18 protein-coding genes are annotated in these 20,648 nt (G+C 54.4%); 8 read left to right on the forward strand and 10 right to left on the reverse strand.

Features of this window, described 5'->3' with window-relative positions; translation table 11 throughout:
* From yidC to ACLJQJ_RS22310, 6 genes are all read left to right on the forward strand, one after another.
* Complete coding sequence (yidC, locus tag ACLJQJ_RS22285; protein ID WP_000378283.1) at positions 1-1,647, forward strand: membrane protein insertase YidC; 1,647 nt, start codon at positions 1-3, stop codon at positions 1,645-1,647.
* A gap of 140 nt (positions 1,648-1,787) precedes the next feature.
* A complete protein-coding gene (mnmE, locus tag ACLJQJ_RS22290; protein ID WP_000019081.1) occupies positions 1,788-3,152 on the forward strand; it encodes a tRNA uridine-5-carboxymethylaminomethyl(34) synthesis GTPase MnmE in 1,365 nt (454 codons plus the stop codon).
* Positions 3,153-3,334: 182 nt separating this feature from the next.
* Positions 3,335-4,522: an MFS transporter gene (locus tag ACLJQJ_RS22295; protein ID WP_000819614.1), complete on the forward strand. Its 1,188-nt coding sequence runs from the start codon at positions 3,335-3,337 to the stop codon at positions 4,520-4,522.
* Positions 4,491-5,450, forward strand: coding sequence for an HTH-type transcriptional regulator YidZ (gene yidZ, locus ACLJQJ_RS22300; RefSeq protein WP_063809465.1), 960 nt, complete (start codon positions 4,491-4,493; stop codon positions 5,448-5,450). The genes ACLJQJ_RS22295 and yidZ overlap by 32 nt, the downstream gene beginning before the upstream one ends.
* Before the next feature lie 157 nt (positions 5,451-5,607).
* Complete coding sequence (locus tag ACLJQJ_RS22305; protein WP_063809463.1) at positions 5,608-6,363, forward strand: 4'-phosphopantetheinyl transferase family protein; 756 nt, start codon at positions 5,608-5,610, stop codon at positions 6,361-6,363.
* On the forward strand, positions 6,363-6,947 hold the full coding sequence (locus tag ACLJQJ_RS22310; RefSeq protein WP_077916104.1) for an NADPH-dependent FMN reductase: 585 nt from the start codon (positions 6,363-6,365) through the stop codon (positions 6,945-6,947). Before ACLJQJ_RS22305 ends, ACLJQJ_RS22310 begins: the two co-directional genes overlap by 1 nt.
* Before the next feature lie 6 nt (positions 6,948-6,953).
* On the opposite strand, the gene ACLJQJ_RS22315 is transcribed toward ACLJQJ_RS22310, so the two are convergent.
* Together ACLJQJ_RS22315 and adeP are read right to left on the reverse strand one after the other, a co-directional pair.
* The gene (locus ACLJQJ_RS22315; protein ID WP_001747551.1) at positions 6,954-7,379 is read right to left on the reverse strand and encodes a hypothetical protein; all 426 of its coding nucleotides are present in this window, start codon (positions 7,377-7,379) and stop codon (positions 6,954-6,956) included.
* 45 nt (positions 7,380-7,424) lie between these two features.
* On the reverse strand, positions 7,425-8,762 hold the full coding sequence (gene adeP, locus ACLJQJ_RS22320) for an adenine permease AdeP (RefSeq protein ID WP_063809461.1): 1,338 nt from the start codon (positions 8,760-8,762) through the stop codon (positions 7,425-7,427).
* Between the two features lie 168 nt (positions 8,763-8,930).
* On the opposite strand from adeP, the gene yieH reads away from it, so the two are divergent.
* Positions 8,931-9,596: a 6-phosphogluconate phosphatase gene (gene yieH / locus ACLJQJ_RS22325; RefSeq protein WP_000078087.1), complete on the forward strand. Its 666-nt coding sequence runs from the start codon at positions 8,931-8,933 to the stop codon at positions 9,594-9,596.
* A gap of 94 nt (positions 9,597-9,690) precedes the next feature.
* Here yieH and phoU read toward each other — a convergent pair whose 3' ends face one another.
* From phoU to ACLJQJ_RS22360, 7 genes are all read right to left on the reverse strand, one after another.
* Positions 9,691-10,416 (reverse strand): phosphate signaling complex protein PhoU, encoded by a 726-nt coding sequence (gene phoU, locus ACLJQJ_RS22330; RefSeq protein WP_000377800.1) that lies wholly within the window; start codon positions 10,414-10,416, stop codon positions 9,691-9,693.
* A gap of 14 nt (positions 10,417-10,430) precedes the next feature.
* Entirely contained in the window at positions 10,431-11,204 is a 774-nt protein-coding gene (pstB, locus tag ACLJQJ_RS22335) for a phosphate ABC transporter ATP-binding protein PstB (protein ID WP_000063118.1), read from the reverse strand.
* Positions 11,205-11,290: 86 nt separating this feature from the next.
* Complete coding sequence (gene pstA / locus ACLJQJ_RS22340; RefSeq protein ID WP_000212199.1) at positions 11,291-12,181, reverse strand: phosphate ABC transporter permease PstA; 891 nt, start codon at positions 12,179-12,181, stop codon at positions 11,291-11,293.
* Positions 12,181-13,140 carry a phosphate ABC transporter permease PstC gene (pstC, locus tag ACLJQJ_RS22345; protein WP_000741630.1) on the reverse strand — a complete coding sequence of 320 codons (960 nt, stop codon included), beginning with the start codon at positions 13,138-13,140 and terminating at the stop codon, positions 12,181-12,183. The genes pstA and pstC overlap by 1 nt, the downstream gene beginning before the upstream one ends.
* A 135-nt stretch (positions 13,141-13,275) precedes the next feature.
* Positions 13,276-14,316: a phosphate ABC transporter substrate-binding protein PstS gene (gene pstS / locus ACLJQJ_RS22350; RefSeq protein WP_000867131.1), complete on the reverse strand. Its 1,041-nt coding sequence runs from the start codon at positions 14,314-14,316 to the stop codon at positions 13,276-13,278.
* Positions 14,317-14,481: 165 nt separating this feature from the next.
* Complete coding sequence (locus ACLJQJ_RS22355) at positions 14,482-15,855, reverse strand: fructose-specific PTS transporter subunit EIIC (protein WP_001525663.1); 1,374 nt, start codon at positions 15,853-15,855, stop codon at positions 14,482-14,484.
* Between the two features lie 48 nt (positions 15,856-15,903).
* Entirely contained in the window at positions 15,904-16,722 is an 819-nt protein-coding gene (locus ACLJQJ_RS22360) for a shikimate 5-dehydrogenase (RefSeq protein WP_000166709.1), read from the reverse strand.
* A 94-nt stretch (positions 16,723-16,816) separates the two neighbouring features.
* Here ACLJQJ_RS22360 and ACLJQJ_RS22365 point away from each other — a divergent pair, with 94 nt between their 5' ends.
* Entirely contained in the window at positions 16,817-18,574 is a 1,758-nt protein-coding gene (locus tag ACLJQJ_RS22365; RefSeq protein WP_000213173.1) for an SgrR family transcriptional regulator, read from the forward strand.
* Positions 18,575-18,723: 149 nt separating this feature from the next.
* Here ACLJQJ_RS22365 and glmS read toward each other — a convergent pair whose 3' ends face one another.
* The gene (gene glmS, locus ACLJQJ_RS22370) at positions 18,724-20,553 is read right to left on the reverse strand and encodes a glutamine--fructose-6-phosphate transaminase (isomerizing) (RefSeq protein ID WP_000334059.1); all 1,830 of its coding nucleotides are present in this window, start codon (positions 20,551-20,553) and stop codon (positions 18,724-18,726) included.
* Positions 20,554-20,648 lie beyond the last annotated feature (95 nt).

The following is a 20,648-nucleotide window of genomic DNA, read 5'->3' on the forward strand; positions in this document are numbered from 1 at the left end:
ATGGATTCGCAACGCAATCTTTTAGTCATCGCTTTGCTGTTCGTGTCTTTCATGATCTGGCAAGCCTGGGAGCAGGATAAAAATCCGCAACCTCAGACTCAACAGACCACGCAGACAACGACCACCGCAGCGGGTAGCGCCGCCGACCAGGGCGTACCAGCCAGTGGCCAGGGGAAAATGATTACGGTGAAAACCGATGTGCTTGATTTGACTATCAACACCCGTGGTGGTGATGTCGAGCAGGCCTTGCTCCCGGCTTACCCGAAAGAACTGGGTTCCAACGAACCGTTCCAGCTGCTGGAAACCACCCCGCAGTTTATCTATCAGGCGCAAAGCGGCCTGACAGGCCGCGACGGCCCGGATAACCCGGCGAACGGCCCGCGTCCGCTGTACAACGTCGAGAAAGAGGCGTTTGTACTGGCCGACGGTCAGAACGAACTGCAGGTTCCGATGACTTATACTGACGCCGCAGGCAACACGTTTACCAAAACGTTTGTCTTTAAGCGTGGCGATTATGCGGTTAACGTGAACTATAGCGTGCAGAACACCGGCGAAAAACCGCTGGAAGTCTCCACCTTTGGTCAGTTAAAACAATCCGTCAACCTGCCTCCTCATCGCGACACCGGCAGCAGCAACTTTGCGCTGCATACGTTCCGCGGCGCAGCGTACTCCACGCCGGATGAGAAGTATGAGAAATACAAATTCGACACTATTGCCGATAACGAAAACCTCAACGTCAGCTCCAAAGGCGGTTGGGTGGCAATGTTGCAGCAGTATTTCGCTACCGCATGGATTCCGCGTAACGACGGCACCAACAATTTCTACACCGCTAATCTGGGTAACGGCATTGTCGCTATCGGCTATAAAGCGCAGCCGGTACTGGTACAGCCAGGCCAGACTGGCGCGATGACCAGCACCCTGTGGGTCGGCCCGGAAATTCAGGATAAAATGGCGGCTGTTGCACCGCACCTGGATTTGACCGTGGACTACGGCTGGTTGTGGTTCATCTCTCAGCCGCTGTTCAAGTTGCTGAAGTGGATCCACAGCTTTGTGGGCAACTGGGGCTTCTCCATTATCATCATTACCTTTATCGTTCGCGGTATCATGTACCCGCTGACTAAAGCGCAGTACACGTCAATGGCGAAGATGCGTATGCTGCAGCCGAAAATTCAGGCGATGCGCGAACGTCTTGGCGATGATAAACAGCGCCAAAGCCAGGAGATGATGGCCCTGTACAAAGCGGAGAAGGTTAACCCGCTGGGCGGCTGCTTCCCGCTGATCATCCAGATGCCTATCTTCCTGGCGTTGTACTACATGCTGATGGGTTCCATTGAACTGCGTCATGCGCCGTTCGCGCTGTGGATTCATGACCTGTCCGCACAGGACCCGTACTACATTCTGCCGATCCTGATGGGCGTAACGATGTTCTTCATTCAGAAGATGTCGCCGACCACCGTGACCGACCCGATGCAGCAGAAGATCATGACCTTTATGCCGGTCATCTTTACGGTGTTCTTCCTGTGGTTCCCGTCAGGTCTGGTGCTGTACTATATCGTCAGCAACCTGGTCACCATCATTCAGCAGCAGCTGATTTACCGTGGTCTGGAGAAGCGTGGCCTGCATAGCCGCGAGAAGAAAAAATCCTGATTCGGTGTAGGCCGGATAAGGCGGAGCCGCCATCCGGCAAGGCGCGCCGGTCAGCCTGATGGCGCTAACGCTTATCAGGCCTACAATCAAAAGGCGGTCATATGACCGCCTTTTTTATTGCAACAAAGTTGAGACTAACCATGAGCCATAACGACACTATCGTCGCCCAGGCAACCCCACCGGGACGCGGTGGCGTGGGTATCCTGCGTATCTCTGGTCTGAAGGCGCGTGACGTTGCGCAAGAGGTGCTGGGCAAGCTGCCGAAGCCGCGCTATGCCGACTACCTGCCGTTTAAAGACGTTGACGGCAGCGCGCTGGATCAGGGTATTGCGCTGTGGTTCCCCGGCCCAAACTCCTTCACCGGTGAAGATGTGCTGGAGCTACAAGGGCACGGCGGTCCGGTGATCCTGGACCTGCTGTTAAAACGTATCCTGACGCTTCCAGGCGTGCGCATTGCCCGACCGGGCGAGTTCTCCGAGCGAGCGTTCCTCAACGATAAGCTCGATTTAGCCCAGGCAGAAGCCATTGCCGACCTGATCGATGCCAGTTCCGAACAGGCGGCGCGTTCGGCGCTAAACTCGTTACAGGGGGCATTTTCCGCCCGCGTTAACCACCTTGTGGAAGCACTTACTCACCTGCGAATCTACGTCGAAGCGGCTATCGATTTTCCGGATGAGGAGATCGACTTTCTCTCTGACGGCAAAATCGAAGCGCAGCTCAATGGCGTCATCGCCGATCTTGACGCCGTGCGAACCGAAGCGCGCCAGGGCAGCCTGCTGCGCGAAGGGATGAAGGTAGTGATTGCCGGACGCCCGAATGCCGGGAAATCCAGCCTGCTGAATGCGCTGGCAGGCCGTGAAGCGGCCATTGTTACCGATATCGCCGGTACCACGCGCGACGTGTTGCGCGAGCATATCCACATCGACGGGATGCCGCTGCATATTATCGATACCGCCGGACTACGCGACGCCAGCGACGAAGTTGAGCGTATCGGCATCGAACGCGCCTGGCAGGAGATTGAACAGGCCGATCGCGTGCTGTTTATGGTGGATGGCACCACGACGGACGCCGTTGACCCTGCCGACATCTGGCCGGACTTTATCGCCCGTCTGCCCAAAAATCTACCGATTACCGTGGTACGTAACAAGGCGGATATCACCGGCGAAACGTTGGGTATTAGTGAAGTAAACGGTCACTCACTGGTTCGCCTCTCGGCGCGTACCGGCGAAGGCGTCGACGTGTTGCGTAACCACCTCAAGCAGAGCATGGGGTTTGATACCAATATGGAAGGCGGCTTCCTGGCCCGCCGCCGTCACCTACAGGCGCTGGCGGAAGCCGCTGAACATCTTGAGCAGGGCAAAGCGCAGTTATTAGGCGCGTGGGCAGGGGAACTGCTGGCGGAAGAGTTGCGCCTGGCGCAGCAAAGCTTAAGCGAGATTACCGGCGAGTTTACCTCCGACGACCTGCTGGGACGGATTTTCTCCAGCTTCTGTATTGGTAAGTAACGTTGTGTAGCCCGGTGGCGCGATGCTTACCGGGCCTACAAAACCCGTAAGTCGGATAAGGCGTTTACGCCGCCATCCGGCAACAATAATTTCCCATGCGGAAAACACTGTTGTCCAAATGGCAACTCGTCTCGCGCAACGTCGCCCCGTATTCTTAGCGCCACACTTTTCGTGAGGCCGCTATGAAACGTTTTCTACTGTGTAGTTTTGCCCTGGTTTTACTCTATCCTGCCGGTATTGATATGTATCTGGTCGGTTTACCGCGTATAGCCGCCGATCTGAACGCCAGCGAGGCGCAGTTGCATATCGCCTTCTCCGTTTACCTGGCCGGAATGGCGACGGCCATGCTGTTTGCCGGGAAGATAGCCGACCAGTCAGGCCGCAAGCCGGTCGCGATCGTCGGCGCGCTCGTCTTTATGATGGCCTCACTGCTTTGTTCACGGGCGTCGGAAGGCTCGCTATTTCTGAGTGGGCGTTTTCTTCAGGGAGTAGGCGCAGGCGGCTGCTATGTGGTGGCGTTCGCCATTCTGCGCGATACGCTCGACGAGCATCGCCGGGCGAAAGTGCTGTCATTATTGAATGGGATTACCTGTATTGTGCCGGTACTCGCCCCGGTGGTGGGGCATTTGATTATGCTTCGTTTCCCCTGGCAAAGTCTGTTCTATACGATGTCCGCGATGGGCATTATTGTGGGCCTGTTATCACTGTTTATCCTGCGCGAGACGCGCCCGGCAAGGCTGGCTCCACGCGATTTATCACGATCGTCGCCCGCCGCCGAGTCGCTGGTTAACCGTTTTTTCGTCAGTCGACTGGCGATCACCACCCTTAGCGTGTCGGTGATCCTGACCTTCGTCAATGCCTCTCCAGTGCTGCTGATGGAGGTGATGGGATTTAGTCGTGGCGACTATGCCATTACCATGGCGCTCACCGCAGGCGTCAGTATGGTCGTCTCTTTTTCTACCCCTTTTGCGCTTGGGTTATTTAAGCCGCGAACTTTAATGCTCGTCTCACAGGGGCTGTTTTTGACGGCTGGCGTGACGTTAAGCCTTGCTCATACCAATACCGTCACACTCTTTGGCCTGACGCTTATCTGCGCCGGATTCTCGGTTGGTTTTGGCGTCGCGATGAGCCAGGCGCTGGGGCCGTTTTCGCTGCGCGCCGGTGTGGCCAGTTCCACGCTGGGTATCGCGCAGGTTTGCGGTTCATCACTGTGGATTTGGCTGGCGGCAATACTCGGTATCAGCGCGATGAATATGCTGATCGGGATTCTGATTGGTTGTAGCATAGTGAGTATTCTGCTGATCTTCTCCGTCGCGCCCAACAGGTCCGTAGCCGAGCATGAAGAAATCCCTTACCAATCTCGATCTTAATCTGCTGTTATGCCTACAGTTACTCATGCAGGAGCGCAGCGTCACTAAAGCTGCAAAACGGATGAACGTAACGCCCTCGGCGGTCAGCAAATCGCTGGCGAAACTCCGGGCATGGTTTGACGATCCGCTGTTCGTCAATACGCCGCTGGGCCTGGCGCCGACGCCGCTGATGGTCAGTATGGAGCAAAGTCTGGCGGACTGGATGCAGATGGGGAATCAACTGCTTGATAAACCGCACCATCAAACGCCGCGCGGTTTAAAATTTGAGTTGGCGGCAGAGTCGCCGCTGATGATGATTATGTTTAATTCACTGTCGCAGAAGATTTATCAGCGCTATCCGCAGGCTACCATTAAGGTTCGCAACTGGGATTATGACTCGCTGGAGGCGATTACGCGTGGGGAAGTCGATATCGGATTTACCGGACGCGAAAGCCATCCCCGCTCGCGAGAATTGCTCAGTCTGTTGCCGCTCGCGATTGATTTTGAGGTGTTGTTTAGCGATTTGCCGTGGGTCTGGCTGCGGGAAGATCATCCGGCGCTGCGCGAAGTGTGGGATCTGGACACTTTTCTACGCTACCCGCATATCAGTATTTGCTGGGAGCAAAGCGATACCTGGGCGCTGGATGATGTCCTACAAGAAATGGGACGCAAACGCCATATTGCGTTGAGCCTGCCGGGGTTCGAGCAGTCGCTCTTTATGGCCGCCCAGCCGGATCACACCCTGATAGCAACCGCGCCGCGCTATTGCCAGCACTACAATCAGCTCCACCAGCTACCGTTAGTGGCGCGCCCCCTGCCTTTTGATGCGCAACAGCGGGAAAAGCTGATGGTGCCGTTTACCCTATTATGGCACAAACGTAATAGTCATAATCCCAAGATTGTGTGGCTACGACAGGCTATCAACACGCTCTGCCGTCGCCTTATCTGACCACCTGTGTTGATAAATTAACCTTACTCTTACCAGAAATGTCACCGTCTGATTAAAGAACCTTCTGAAATTGAATTTTTAGCGCGTAAAACCTGTCCATAATTTACGTTAATGTTACTCTCGTCATTATCACGGCCCATTAATCACGGAGCGAAAAATGGCGACTCACTTTGCCAGAGGGATACTTACGGAGGGACAGTTGGTTTCAATTCGTCTCTCTTCGTCTTGCCATATTGAAGCCAGAAACCTGCCTGCTCACCGACGAACGCGTTTTCTTGCCTCCAGAGGCCTTCTTGCCGAACTGATGTTTATGCTGTACGGAATTAGCGAGCTGCCGGAAATCATTATTCAGGCGAAAGGTAAACCCGCGTTTCGTGACAAAAATCTGCCAGGCTTTTCTATCTCCTACGCCGGAAATATGGTTGGCGTGGCGTTGACCACCGAAGGAGAGTGCGGGCTGGATATGGAATTACAGCGCATCTCCCGCGGCTTTCACCATCCGCATTCGCTCGAACGCCACCCTTTCTCCCGTAATGAAAACTTATGGGTAGCCAATCAAAACGATCCCAACGAAGCGCGAGCGCAACTCATCACATTGCGCCAGAGCGTGTTAAAACTCACCGGCGATGTCATGAATGACGATCCGCGGGAGCTGCAACTTTTACCCGTTGCCGGACGCCTGAAGTGCGCGCATGTCACACAGCTTGAAGCCGTATGCGATGCGGAAGATGTGCTGGTATGGTCCGTAACCGTTACGCCAGCGATAGAAAAATTAAAAGTGTGGGAGTTCGATGGCAAACTGGGCTGGAAAAGCCTGCCCGATATCCAGACGCGCGCCAATGAGCCAACCGGTCGTTTGATGCGATTCGCCCAACTCCCCGCCGCCAAATCGTATACGCTTAATCGTTCATAATGAAAAAAGGGGCACGTATGTCTGAAACGCTGAATGTGGTTACATTGCTGGGAAGTTTACGCAAAGGTTCCTTTAACGGGATGGTGGCGCGTACGCTGCCTAAAGTCGCGCCGGCAGGAATGACGGTATCGCCGCTGCCTTCGATCGGGGATATTCCGCTGTATGACGCCGATATCCAGCAGGAAGAGGGATTTCCAGCCAGCGTAGAGGCGCTGGCGGAGCAGATTCGCAACGCCGACGGCGTCGTCATTGTGACGCCGGAATATAACTATTCCGTTCCCGGCGGCCTGAAGAATGCCATCGACTGGCTATCCCGTCTGCCTGAGCAGCCGCTGGCGGGTAAGCCCGTTCTTATCCAGACCAGTTCAATGGGGGCGATTGGCGGCGCGCGCTGCCAGTATCATCTGCGCCAGATTCTGGTGTTCCTTGATGCGATGGTGATGAACAAACCGGAGTTTATGGGCGGCGTGATTCAGAATAAAGTCGACCCGCAGACTGGAGAAGTGGTGGATCAGGGAACGTTAGATCATTTGACTGGTCAGTTGACCGCATTTGGCAAGTTTATTCAGCGGGTGAAACACTGAGGATTATCACCGTAGTAAATACGCGTGCTTTTTTAGTAAAGCACGCATATCCGATGTGATGTAAAAAGCATCTTCCAACTCTTCATCCTTACAGTCCGTACATGACCAATACCACACTGTATAGATATGTCTGGTGATATGTTTATCCAGTAAGTCATAGATTACTGGCCAGGAAGGATGCTTATGGTACTGCTCACCAAAGTTATCTATACATTCAAGAAGTATTATCATTAACACAAAACATTCATCATCGTTGCATTCGCTATAAGCCGATAAAAACTCATCCAACCGTCGATTATCCGCAACCTCGATTGGCCAATCTTGCATGCAAGATTCATTAGGCAGGCTGAAACGCTGAGCCAGGGAATCGATAGCCTGGCCTGTTTCATAACGAATTAAATGTTTGGGGAGATGAATAAATATTTTGTCCATGTTTCTATACGTTAATGGGCGGTTTTACCGCCCATTTCGTTGTTCTTAGTGGCCGTCAATAAACACAATCTTCAGCACGAATAACAGCGCGACAATCACTACGCACGGGCTAAGGTCGCGCAGGCGACCGGTACCGATTTTCATCACGCAGTAAGAGATAAAGCCCAGCGCGATACCTTCGGTGATCGAGAAGCTAAACGGCATCATTACCGCCGTAATAAATGCCGGGACCGATTCGGTTAAATCCTGCCAGTTTACCCGCGCCAGGCTGGAGGTCATCAGCACGCCGACGTAAATCAGCGCGCCCGCCGCCGCGTAAGGCGGCACCATGCCCGCCAGCGGCGACAGGAAGATAACCAGCAGGAACAAAATACCGACCACCACCGCCGTCAAACCGGTGCGACCGCCCACCGAAACGCCGGAAGAGGACTCAATATAAGCGGTCACAGAAGACGTTCCGACAAATGCGCCAGTGACAGAAGAGATACTATCAACAAACAGCGCCTGCTTCATGCGCGGGAATTTGCCTTTCTCATCCGCCAGGCCGGCTTTATCAGTCACGCCAATCAGCGTACCGGAGGAGTCAAACAGGTTTACCAGCATGAAGGAGAAAATAACCCCCGCCAGGCCAAGATTGAACGAGCCTGCCAAATCGACATGCCCTACCACGCTGGTGACGCTTGGCGGCGCGGAGACAATGCCGTTGTAGTGTACATCACCCATCATCCAGCCAAGCAGCGTCGTGACGATGATGGACACCAGCACCGCCGCATGAATGTTACGCGAAGCGAGAATCGCAATAATAAAGAATCCGAGAACCCCCAGCAGCACGCTGTGCGAGGTCAGGTTGCCGATGCCGACCAGCGTTTCCGGGTTAGCGACGATCACTCCGGCGTTTTTCAGCCCCATCATGCCGATAAACAGGCCGATGCCGCTGGTGATGCCCACGCGCAGGCTGACCGGAATGTTGGCGATCATCCAGTAACGCACGCGGAAGATAGTCAGCAATAAAAGACCAACAGCGCCCCAGAAAATGGCGCCCATGCCTACCTGCCACGGCAGTCCCATTGCCTGCACAACCACGAAGGCAAAGAACGCATTCAGCCCCATCGCGGGCGCCAGCGCCACCGGCAGGTTAGCGAACAGGCCCATCAGAATACTGCCAAAGGCCGCAATCAGACAGGTGGTCACAAAGACGGCGCTGGTGTCCATGCCAGCTACGCCCAGAATTTGCGGGTTAACAAAAACGATATAAACCATCGTCAGGAAAGTGGTAAAACCGGCGATCACTTCGGTTCGTGCCGTCGTGCCATGTTCGCGCAGTTTAAACACGCGTTCCAGCATACCCTGACCAGAAGCCTGGGTGGTGTGTTGTTGACTCATTATCAATTTCCGGAGAAAGGAGGGAAAATTCGCCGTTATCCTATACCAAAATGCGACACCTGGCGCAGTTGTGTGGTAATTTTTTTCACTCAATTTGTTAGTACGGCAACGATTGCGTCCCCTCATTCAGCATTACGTAAACGTTAAACTTGTTAAAATGGAAATGACATGTCCCAAATCGAAGCGGTGTTTTTTGACTGTGACGGCACGCTGGTCGACAGTGAAGTAATTTGCTCGCGCGCCTATGTCACTATGTTCCGGCAGTTCGGCATTACGCTTAAGCTCACGGAAGTATTCAGACGCTTTAAAGGCGTAAAGCTCTACGAAATTATCGATACCATCAGTAAAGAGCATGGCGTTGCGCTGGCAAAGGCGGAGCTGGAGCCGGTGTACCGCGCGGAAGTGGCGCGCCTGTTCGATACCGAACTGGAAGCGATCGCGGGCGCAAATACCCTGCTGGAGAGCATTAAGACGCCGATGTGCGTGGTATCCAACGGGCCGGTCAGTAAGATGCAGCATTCGCTGGGTAAACTGGGCATGTTGCATTATTTTCCCGATTTGCTGTTTAGCGGTTACGATATTCAACGCTGGAAGCCCGATCCGGCGCTGATGCTCCATGCGGCGAACGCCATGAAGGTCAATGTTGAGAAGTGTATTCTGGTGGATGATTCCAGCGCAGGCGCGCAGTCAGGAATTGCGGCGGGAATGGAAGTGTTTTATTTCTGCGCCGATCCGCATAACAAGCCGATCGATCACCCTAACGTGACGACGTTTACCGATTTGGCGCAGTTGCCGGGATTGTGGAAAGCGCGCGGGTGGGAGATTACGCGTTAACTGAAATGCCGGATGGCGCTGACGCTTATCCGGCCTACAGCATCTGTACCTGTAGGCCCGGTAAGCGCAGCGCCACCGGGCAAAAGAATGAGATTTACTCTTTCGGATCTTTCCCCGCCAGCAGCTTATCCAGCTCATCGCCGCCGACGTGACGGAAATCCTGCCCCTTCACGAAGTAGAAGATGTATTCGCAGATATTCTGGCAACGGTCACCGATACGCTCGATAGAACGCGCGCAGAATAACGCGGTCAGCACGCTGGGAATGGTGCGCGAGTCTTCCATCATGTAGGTCATCAGCTGACGCACAATGCCTTCATATTCCTGGTCAACTTTCTTATCTTCACGGTAGATACGCACCGCTTCGTCGAGATCCATGCGCGCGAACGCATCCAGCACGTCGTGCAGCATCTGCACGGTGTGGCGGCCCAGTGACTCCAGACTCACCAACAGCGGCTGATGCTGTTGGGAGAATTTCTCCAGCGCGGTGCGGCAAATTTTATCCGCCACGTCGCCAATACGTTCCAGCTCGGCGATGGTTTTGATAATCGCCATTACCAGACGCAGATCGCTCGCCGTCGGCTGGCGCTTGGCGATAATACGCACACAGGCTTCATCGATGGCGACTTCCATCATATTAACCTGATGATCGCCTTCTACCACGCGCTTCGCCAGCTCGCTGTCCTGGTTGTGCATGGCGGTGATAGCGTCAGAAAGCTGCTGCTCCACCATGCCGCCCATGGTCATTACCTGAGTGCGGATGCTTTCCAGTTCGGCGTTGAACTGGCCGGAAATATGTTTATTAAGGTTCAGACTGTCCATTACGCACTCCTGAATTAACCGTAACGACCGGTGATATAGTCTTCTGTTTGTTTCTTCGCGGGCTTGGTGAACAGATCGTCCGTGTTGCTGAACTCAATCAACTCGCCCAGGTACATAAACGCCGTATGATCGGAGCAACGTGCCGCCTGCTGCATGTTGTGGGTCACGATCACCACGGTGTAATCCTGTTTCAGCTCGGTGATCAGCTCTTCAATACGCCCGGTAGAGATCGGGTCCAGAGCTGAGCATGGCTCATCCAACAGAAGCACTTCCGGGCGAATCGCGATACCGCGCGCAATGCACAGACGCTGCTGCTGACCACCGGAGAGAGAGTACCCGCTCTGGTGCAATTTATCTTTGGTTTCGTTCCATAATGCGGCTTTGGTCAACGCCCACTGCACGCGCTCGTCCATATCGGCGCGAGACAGCTTCTCAAACAGACGCACGCCAAAGGCGATATTGTCATAGATGGACATCGGGAACGGCGTCGGCTTCTGGAATACCATCCCCACTTTTGCGCGCAGCAGCGCGATATCCTGGGTGTTGGTGAGAATATTGTCGCCATCCAGCAGAATTTCACCTTCCGCGCGCTGCTCCGGATAAAGCGAGTACATTTTATTGAAGGTACGCAGTAGCGTTGATTTACCGCAGCCGGATGGCCCGATAAATGCCGTTACCTGATTCTTCGCGATATCCAGATTAATGTTCTTCAGGGCATGGAATTTGCCGTAGTAGAAGTTCAAATCACGAACCTGAATCTTACTCGGGGCAGTTTCAACCATACTCATTTCACTCTTTTCCTCATCCAGCGCCGCATCCGCCACGCCGTAAAATAATGCCTGATGGCGCTACGCTTATCAGGCCTACAATGTCTTTAACCGTGTTTTTTCTTCGCGAAAACAACACGCGCCAGAATATTCAGCAGCAGTACGCACAGGGTAATAATCAGCACGCCCGCCCAGGCTAATTGTTGCCATTCGGCAAACGGGCTCATCGCGAATTTAAAAATGGTCACCGGCAGGTTGGCGATCGGCTGCATCATGTCGGTGCTCCAGAACTGGTTCGAGAGCGCGGTAAACAACAATGGCGCCGTTTCGCCGGCGATACGCGCAATAGCCAGCAGGATACCGGTCATAATGCCGGAGATAGAGGCTTTCAGCGTAATCGCGGAGATCATCTTCCACTTCGGCGTACCCAGCGCATAAGCGGCTTCACGCAGGCTATCCGGCACCAATTTGAGCATGTTTTCAGTGGTACGGATAACGATCGGTACCTGCAACAGCGCCAGCGCAATCACCCCTGCCCAGCCGGAGAAGTGCTGCATCTGCGCCACCACGATGGTGTAAACAAACAGCCCCACAACAATTGACGGCGCGGAAAGCAGAATGTCGTTAATAAAGCGAATGACTTCGGCGAGCCAGGATTTACGGCCATACTCGGCCAGGTAAATACCCGCCATAATCCCCAGCGGCGTACCCAATACGGTAGCCCAGAGAATCAATAATCCACTCCCCGCCAGGGCGTTCGCCAGCCCGCCGCCCGCCGTGTTCGGCGGCGGCGTCATTTCGGTAAACAGCGCCAGCGACATACCATCAATGCCGCGCGTGATGGTGGACATCAAAATCCAGATCAGCCAGAACAGGCCAAATGCCATCGTCGCCATTGAGAGCGTTAGTGCGATACGGTTCTTCATGCGGCGACGCGCCTGCATCTTGCGACGGGATTCCGCGAGCTGCGCGGTGTTCTGCATATCAAGCGTAGCCATTAACGTGCTCCCTCGTTCTTCGCCAGACGCATAATCATGAACTTAGACGCCGCCAGGACGATAAAGGTGATCACAAACAGGATCAGCCCCAGTTCCATCAACGCTGCCACGTGCAGACCCGATTCCGCCTCAGCGAATTCGTTCGCCAGCGCGGAAGTGATGCTGTTGCCCGGCATATACAGCGACGCGCTGTCGAGCTGGTAGGTATTGCCGATGATAAAAGTGACCGCCATCGTTTCACCCAGAGCACGGCCCAGCCCCAGCATAATGCCGCCGATCACGCCATTTTTGGTGAACGGTAGCACGATGCGCCAGATAACTTCCCAGGTAGTACAGCCGATACCGTAAGCGGACTCTTTCATCATTACCGGCGTTTGCTCGAAGACGTCGCGCATAACCGCCGCAATGTAGGGGATGATCATGATGGCGAGGATGACGCCCGCCGCCAGAATGCCGATACCAAACGCCGGGCCGGAGAACAGCGCGCCGACAAACGGAATGTTGGAAAGAATATTGCCGACCGGCTCCTGGAAGTACGTCGCAAACAGCGGCGCGAAGATAAACAGCCCCCACATGCCGTACACGATACTGGGGATCGCCGCCAGCAGTTCAATGGCGATGCCGAGCGGACGCTTTAGCCAGCCTGGCGCCAGCTCGGTTAAAAACAGGGCAATGCCGAAACTGACCGGAACGGCGATCAGCAGTGCGATAAAGGAGGTTACCAGCGTGCCGTAAATGGGCACCAGCGCGCCGTAGATATCGTTTGGCGCGTCCCATTCCTTAGTCCAAAGAAATGAGAAACCAAATTTCTGAATACTTGGCCAGGAGGAGATGATCAATGAGACGATAATACCGCCCAACATCAATAGCACAATCAGCGCAGCCAGTTTTACCAGCGCGCTGAAAATCATGTCGCCTTTTTTACCCGGCGGGTTAAAAGCAGGCTTGGTTGCAGCCATAAATTACTCTTTCCATTAAACGCGTTTTACGACGTTGCCCCTGCCGGATGGCGCTACGCTTATCCGGCCTACAACGTGGGCCTGCGGTCGAAACCGTAGGGCGGATAAGCGTAGCGCCATCCGCCAATTCGTTAATTAATACAGCGCCTTACCGTTGCTGTCTTTTATACTGGTCTTCCAGGCAGTACGAACCTGCTCAACGACGTTATCCGGCAGGCTGGCGTAGTCCAGATCATTCGCCTGTTTAGCGCCATTTTTGTAGGCCCAGTCGAAGAACTTCAGCACTTCAGCACCCTGCTCAGGTTTCTTCTGCGCTTTGTGGACCAGGATAAACGTGGTGGAGGTGATTGGCCACACATCGTCACCTTTCTGGTTGGTCAGATCCTGCGCGAAGGTTTTGCTCCAGTCAGCGCCTTTCGCCGCATTAGAGAAGCTCTCTTCCGTCGGGCTTACCGGTTTGCCGTCGGCAGAAACCAGTTTGGTGTAGGCCAGGTTGTTCTGCTTAGCGTAAGCGTATTCAACGTAGCCGATAGCGCCTGGCAGACGCTGTACAAATGCCGCGATGCCGTCGTTACCTTTACCGCCCAGACCGGTTGGCCAGTTCACGGTAGAACCCGCGCCCACTTTCGATTTCCACTCGTCGTTGACTTTCGCCAGGTAACTGGTGAACACGAAGGAGGTACCGGAACCGTCAGCGCGACGCACCACAGCGATGTTCTGAGAAGGCAGCTTCACGCCTGGGTTCAGTTTAGTGATGGCTTCATCATCCCACTTCTTGATTTTACCGAGGTAAATGTCACCCAGCGTTTTACCATCCAGCACCAGTTCACCGGATTTGAGGCCTGGAATATTCACCGCCAGCACCACGCCGCCGATCACCGTCGGGAACTGGAACAGGCCTTCCTGATTCAGTTTTTCGTCAGACAGCGGCGCATCGGAAGCGCCGAAATCAACGGTATTCGCGGTGATTTGTTTCACGCCGCCGGAAGAGCCTATCCCCTGGTAATTGACTTTGTTACCGGTTTCTTTCTGGTAGGTATCCGCCCATTTGGCATACACCGGCGCAGGAAACGTTGCACCGGCACCTGTCAGGCTTGCTGCTGCAAAGGCAGAGAACGCGCTCATCGATAAGGTCGCGGCGACAACAGTTGCGACAGTGGTACGCATAACTTTCATAATGTCTCCTGCACGGTTTCGGTAAATCGTTGTTTGAGTTGCTACGATGAGCAAAATAGGACAAATTGATGACAGTTATATGTCTTGATTATGACGGTTTGATGACAATGGAAATAAAAAAGCTGGCCCGGGGAGACACCAGACCAGCCTGCAGGGGGAGATGAATTAAACTGTTTGCGCAACCGCAGACGGTTTCAACAGCGCGTACATCAGGCCGCAAACAATCGTGCCCAGGGCAATCGAGAGCAGATATTGCATCACATGTTCTACCGCATGCGGGATCGCCAGGACAAAGAGACCACCGTGTGGCGCCATCAGTGTACAACCGAAATACATGGACAGTCCCCCGGCGATTGCGCCACCGACCATCGTGGAAGGGATGACGCGCATCGGGTCACGCGCAGCGAAGGGAATCGCCCCTTCAGAGATAAAGCACAGCCCCAGGATAAAGGATGCGTTACCCGCTTCATGCTCAGAGGCAGTGAATTTCGCTCTGGCCGCCCAGGTTGCGACGCCCATTCCTAATGCCGGTACCATCCCTGCCGCCATAATGGCCGCCATTGGCATATAAGAATGAGAAGCCAGTAAACCGACGCCGAAGGTATACGCAGCTTTATTCACCGGCCCACCAAGGTCAAAACCTTGCATTGCGCCCAGCAACATTCCCAGCAAGATAGCATTCGTGGAGGTCATATTCCCCAGGAACGTCGTCAGCCCTTCCATCACCGCAGAAACGGGGCCACCCACCACGTAAATCATGATAAGGCCGGTAACCAGCGTAGACAGTAGCGGCAGAACCAGCACAGGCTTAAGCGCTTCCATTGACGCTGGCAGCTTAATATTTTGCGCCAGAAACCGTACGCTGTAACCGGCCAGAAAACCGGCCACAATCCCACCCAAGAAACCGGCGCCGCACAGGCTGGCCAACATCCCGCCAATAAGCCCCGGGGCCAGACCCGGACGATCGGCAATTGAGAAGGCAATAAACCCAGCCAGTACCGGCACCATCAGCGCAAAGGCCGCCTTACCACCAATTTGAAATAACGCAGCCGCCAGCGTGCCCGGCTCGTTGAAGGCCTGGATACCGAAGACAAAAGAGAGTGCGATACACAACCCTCCCGCCACCACCAAAGGAAGCATATGGGATACGCCGGTCATTAAATGCTTATAAACGCCAGGTAGCTCTGTTTTACCAGCTGAAGAAGATCGCCCGGCACTCCCCTGATAGACCTCGGCGCTATTGAAAGCATTATCCATTTCCTGCGCACTCTTTTTTAGCGCCGCGCCGGTACTGGTGCGATAGAGTCTTTTGCCAACAAAGCCTGACAGATCCAGCTCAATATCCGCCGCGATAATCACCACATCCGCTTGCGCTATCTCTTCCGCGGTCAGCGTGTTCTTCGCCCCGACGGAACCGCGAGTTTCAACCTTGATCCAGTCACCACGCTTGCGGGCTTCAATTTCCAACGCTTCTGCCGCCATAAAGGTATGGGCGACGCCCGTCGGACAGGCCGTCACAGCAACAATTTTTTTAGTCATAGTAGGGTACCCTGTTCTTTTAATTTAAAGAAAAAGCGGGAAAAAATGTTACAGGCGTGACCAGGCCGCTGCTTTCTGGAACAGCGCGTCATCCGGGCGAATCCCGGTATAAAGGACAAATTGCTCCACGGCCTGAATAGCAAACACTTCGGAACCGGTAATCACGGTTTTACCGCGTTCACGGGCGTAGCGGATCAGCGGCGTGACGGGCGGTAGCGCCACCACATCAAAGATAACGCTCGCCTTATCCACTTCCTGTTCGGAATAAGAGAGTTTGTCGGCATCATTACCGCCAGCCATTCCGATAGGCGTGGCGTTAATTAACAAATCGGCTTCAATACCGTCGGTATCCGGGCGCCATTCATAGCCATAGAGTTCGGCCAGTTGTTTACCTGACGCTTCATCAATCGCGACAATATAACCACGGGTAAACCCCGCATCCTTCAGCGCGCAAGCCACCGCCTTTGCCATACCACCGCTGCCACGCAAAGCAAACACCAGGTCGGGAGAGACCTTGTAATTCGCCAGCAAGCGAGCTATTGCAATGTAATCGGTGTTGTACGCCTTCAGATGGCCATTGGTATTCACAATGGTATTAACTGAGTGAATGGCCTGAGCGGAAGCATCCAGTTCATCCACCAGCGGAATGCAGGCTTCCTTAAATGGCATAGAGATCGCGCACCCACGGATCCCCAGACCGCGCACGCCGCTAATGGCCTGCGTAAGATCGGTCGGCGAAAAGGCTTTGTAGAGATAATTGAGATCCAGCGCTTCGTACAGATAGTTGTGAAAGCGTGTACCGAAGTTACTCGGGCGTGCCGCCAGGGACATGCAGACCTGAGTATCTTTATTAATGCGCTTTGTCATGATGAATCCTCATAGAAGTTGCGATAGAGAAAATCATCGGCTAAAAAGGGGATATTAAAAATTGCTCATTCCCGTTAGGGAAATTTCACCTTTTATGACAACCCGGCACACTGAACAAAAATACTTAAAGCTACTCCAGCACTATGGCGACAAGCCCGTTAGCGTGACGCTACAGGAGCTGGCGGATGTGTTGTTCTGCACCCGGCGGCATATGCGTAATCTGTTGCTTCAGATGCAGGAGGCAAAGTGGCTCATCTGGCAATCACAGGCCGGACGTGGGCATCGCGCCCGGCTTCACCTGCGCTATAAACCAGAACAGCTGTTAAGCGAAAAGGCGGAGCAGTTGCTGGAGTCTGGTCATGTTGATCAGGCCATTCAACTGCTGGGTAAAAATAAGCACCAGGTGGCGCAACTGCTGCGTTCAAAGCTGGGCTATAGCGTGCGGGCAGACTATCAGCGGCTGTGCATCCCCTATTACCGGACAATGCCGTCGCTGTGCCCCGGCATACCGTTGCGTCGCTCTGAGCAGCATCTGGTCAGGCAGATTTTTAGCGGCCTGACGCGCATAAATGAGGAAAAAGGTGAAGTCGAAGCCGATCTTGCCCACCACTGGCGGCAGATTGATCCGCTGCGCTGGCGTTTTTATCTGCGCCCCGCCGTCCTCTGGCATGATGGCCAGGAGCTGACGATCGACGCGGTTATCGCTTCACTGACCCGCAGCGCTAAGCTGCCGCTGTTCTCGCACTTGCAGACCATTCAGGCCACCGGGCCGCTGAGCCTTGAAATTACGCTGGCGCACCCGGATAACCGACTGCCTCTGCTGCTCAGCCATATTGATGCCATGATCCTACCGCCTGACCATACACAACGCGCTGATTTCCCGGCACATCCTGTGGGGACTGGCCCTTATGAGGTGGTGGAAAACAATGGCTTTCATCTGCAAATGAAGGCCTTTGACCACTACTTTGGTCTGCGCGGGCTGCTGGATGAAGTGGAGGTCTTTATCTGGCCGAATTTAACGGAGACAGATAACCTGGCGGAATCGCTGTCGGATAACGACACGGCAGCCTGGCTCAGCTCCAGCCTAAGCGATGAGGATTATGTTTCCGGACGGCTTAGCCAGGTATCAGGCAAACCTTCTGACAACCTGCGCGAGATGTTTCTTGAGCGTGGAGGATATTTTTTATTATGCGACAGCCGCTCCCCGCACTGGCATACCGCCGAACATCGCCGCTGGCTACGGGAAACACTCAGCCCTTACGCCATACTCCAGCATCTGAGTGAGGCAATTCGCCCCTTCTGGGTACCGGGCGGCAGCCTGCTGTCCTCCTGGTTTCATACTATTGAGGCGGGCCCGGCCTGTTCACCTTTTATCTCGTCGTCGCCCTACGCAAAACTGCGTCTGGCCTATCACGATCAGCACCCTGAATTTCCAATGCTCCTGGATATCATGCAAGAGATCATGCGCCAGCAGGGCATTTTACTTGAGGGCGTTGAGCTGAATTATGATGACTGGGCGAATGGCAAAGCCAATGTGGATCTCTGGCTGGGGACGGTCAATTTCCCCATTCCCGAAGAGTGGAACGTCGGTACATGGCTACTGGGCTCCCCTTTACTGCGCCACGCCATCAGCGGTGGGGATGATGCGCTGCTGGCCCAATGGGAAACCCAGTGGCATGCCGAAACCATCAGCGCGGAACAACTGGTCAGGGAAACCACCCGTTCAGGCTGGCTACAGCCGCTTTTTCACCACTGGATGCGACTCAAAAGCCCCGACCGGGCCAGGGGGATCCACCTGAATAACCTGGGATGGTTTGATTTCCGATCCACCTGGATTGAGCCAGGGCCTTAAAGAAGAGAATGTTACCGGGTGCCCGTAGCGCTGGCAGGCGTAGCACCTCTTAGTCGCTCTTCAGCCACCATAGAGAAAGAACAGCGCCTGTCACGGCGCACAAAAAAAGGCCGTCTGTCGACGGCCTTCTGCCTGGTACTACATTTGACTTACTCTACCGTCACCGATTTCGCCAGGTTACGCGGCTGGTCAACGTCGGTGCCTTTAATCAGCGCCACGTGATACGCCAGCAGTTGCAGCGGAACGGTGTAGAAGATAGGCGCGATCACTTCTTCCACATGCGGCATCTCAATGATGTGCATGTTGTCGCTGCTCACAAAACCCGCATCCTGATCGGCGAAGACATAAAGCTGCCCCCCGCGGGCGCGAACTTCTTCGATGTTGGATTTCAGTTTCTCCAGCAGTTCGTTGTTCGGCGCCACCACAATCACCGGCATATCGGCGTCAATCAGCGCCAGCGGACCGTGTTTCAGCTCGCCTGCAGCATAGGCTTCCGCGTGAATGTAAGAGATCTCTTTCAGCTTCAGCGCGCCTTCGAGCGCAATCGGATATTGATCGCCACGCCCCAGGAACAGCGCGTGATGCTTGTCGGAGAAATCTTCCGCCAGGGCTTCGATACGTTTGTCCTGCGACAGCATCTGCTCAATACGGCTCGGCAGCGCCTGTAGGCCATGCACGATATCATGCTCAATGGACGCATCCAGACCTTTCAGACGCGCCAGTTTCGCCACCAGCATCAACAGCACGGTTAACTGGGTGGTGAAGGCTTTGGTAGATGCTACGCCAATTTCCGTTCCGGCATTGGTCATCAGCGCCAGATCGGATTCACGCACCAGCGAAGATCCCGGCACGTTACAAATTGCCAGAGAGCCCAAATATCCCAGCTCTTTCGACAGACGCAGGCCAGCCAGGGTATCTGCCGTTTCGCCAGACTGGGAGAGCGTGATCATCAGGCTGTTACGGCGCACGGCAGATTTGCGATAGCGGAATTCAGAGGCGATTTCAACGTCGCACGGAATACCTGCCAGCGATTCAAACCAGTAACGGGAAACCATACCGGAGTTGTAAGACGTACCGCAGGCGAGGATCTGAATATGCTCAACCTTCGACAGCAGTTCATCGGCGTTCGGTCCCAGCTCGCTTAAATCCACCTGACCGTGGCTGATGCGCCCGGTAAGGGTGTTTTTGATCGCGTTCGGCTGTTCGTAGATCTCTTTCTGCATGTAGTGGCGGTAAATACCTTTATCGCCCGCGTCATATTGCAGATTGGATTCGATATCCTGACGTTTTACTTCCGCGCCGGTGTTATCGAAGATATTTACCGAACGGCGAGTGATTTCAGCGATATCGCCCTCTTCAAGGAAGATAAAGCGACGAGTCACTGGCAACAGCGCCAGCTGGTCAGAAGCGATAAAGTTTTCGCCCATACCCAGGCCAATCACCAGCGGGCTACCAGAACGTGCAGCCAGTAGGGTATCCGGGTGACGGGTATCCATGATCACTGTACCGTACGCACCACGCAGTTGCGGGATAGCACGCAGAACAGCCTCACGCAGAGTACCGCCCTGTTTCAGTTCCCAGTTTACCAGGTGTGCAATCACTTCGGTGTCGGTTTCAGAAACGAAGGTATAGCCACGCGCTTTTAACGCTTCACGCAGCGGCTCATGGTTTTCGATGATGCCGTTATGCACCACCACAATGTGTTCAGAAACATGCGGATGCGCGTTAGCTTCTGAAGGTTCACCGTGCGTCGCCCAGCGAGTGTGAGCAATACCGGTGCCGCCATGCAGAGGATGTTCTTCCGCTGCCTGAGCCAGCATCTGGACTTTACCGAGGCGACGCAGGCGGGTCATATGACCTTCTGCATCAACCACGGCCAGACCGGCAGAGTCATATCCGCGGTATTCCAGACGACGTAAACCTTCGAGAAGGATTTCAGCTACATCACGCTGCGCGATAGCGCCAACAATTCCACACATAGTTTTATTTCCTGATTATGGCATTACGCCATGCGTTGTCGCTGACCTGTATGCCCGTCGTTGCGGGCGCCCCGAGCCTTGTAGAGAGTGGGGTT

The organism is Salmonella sp. SAL04202 (genome assembly GCF_046550775.1).
GTDB classification, from domain to species: domain Bacteria; phylum Pseudomonadota; class Gammaproteobacteria; order Enterobacterales; family Enterobacteriaceae; genus Salmonella; species Salmonella enterica.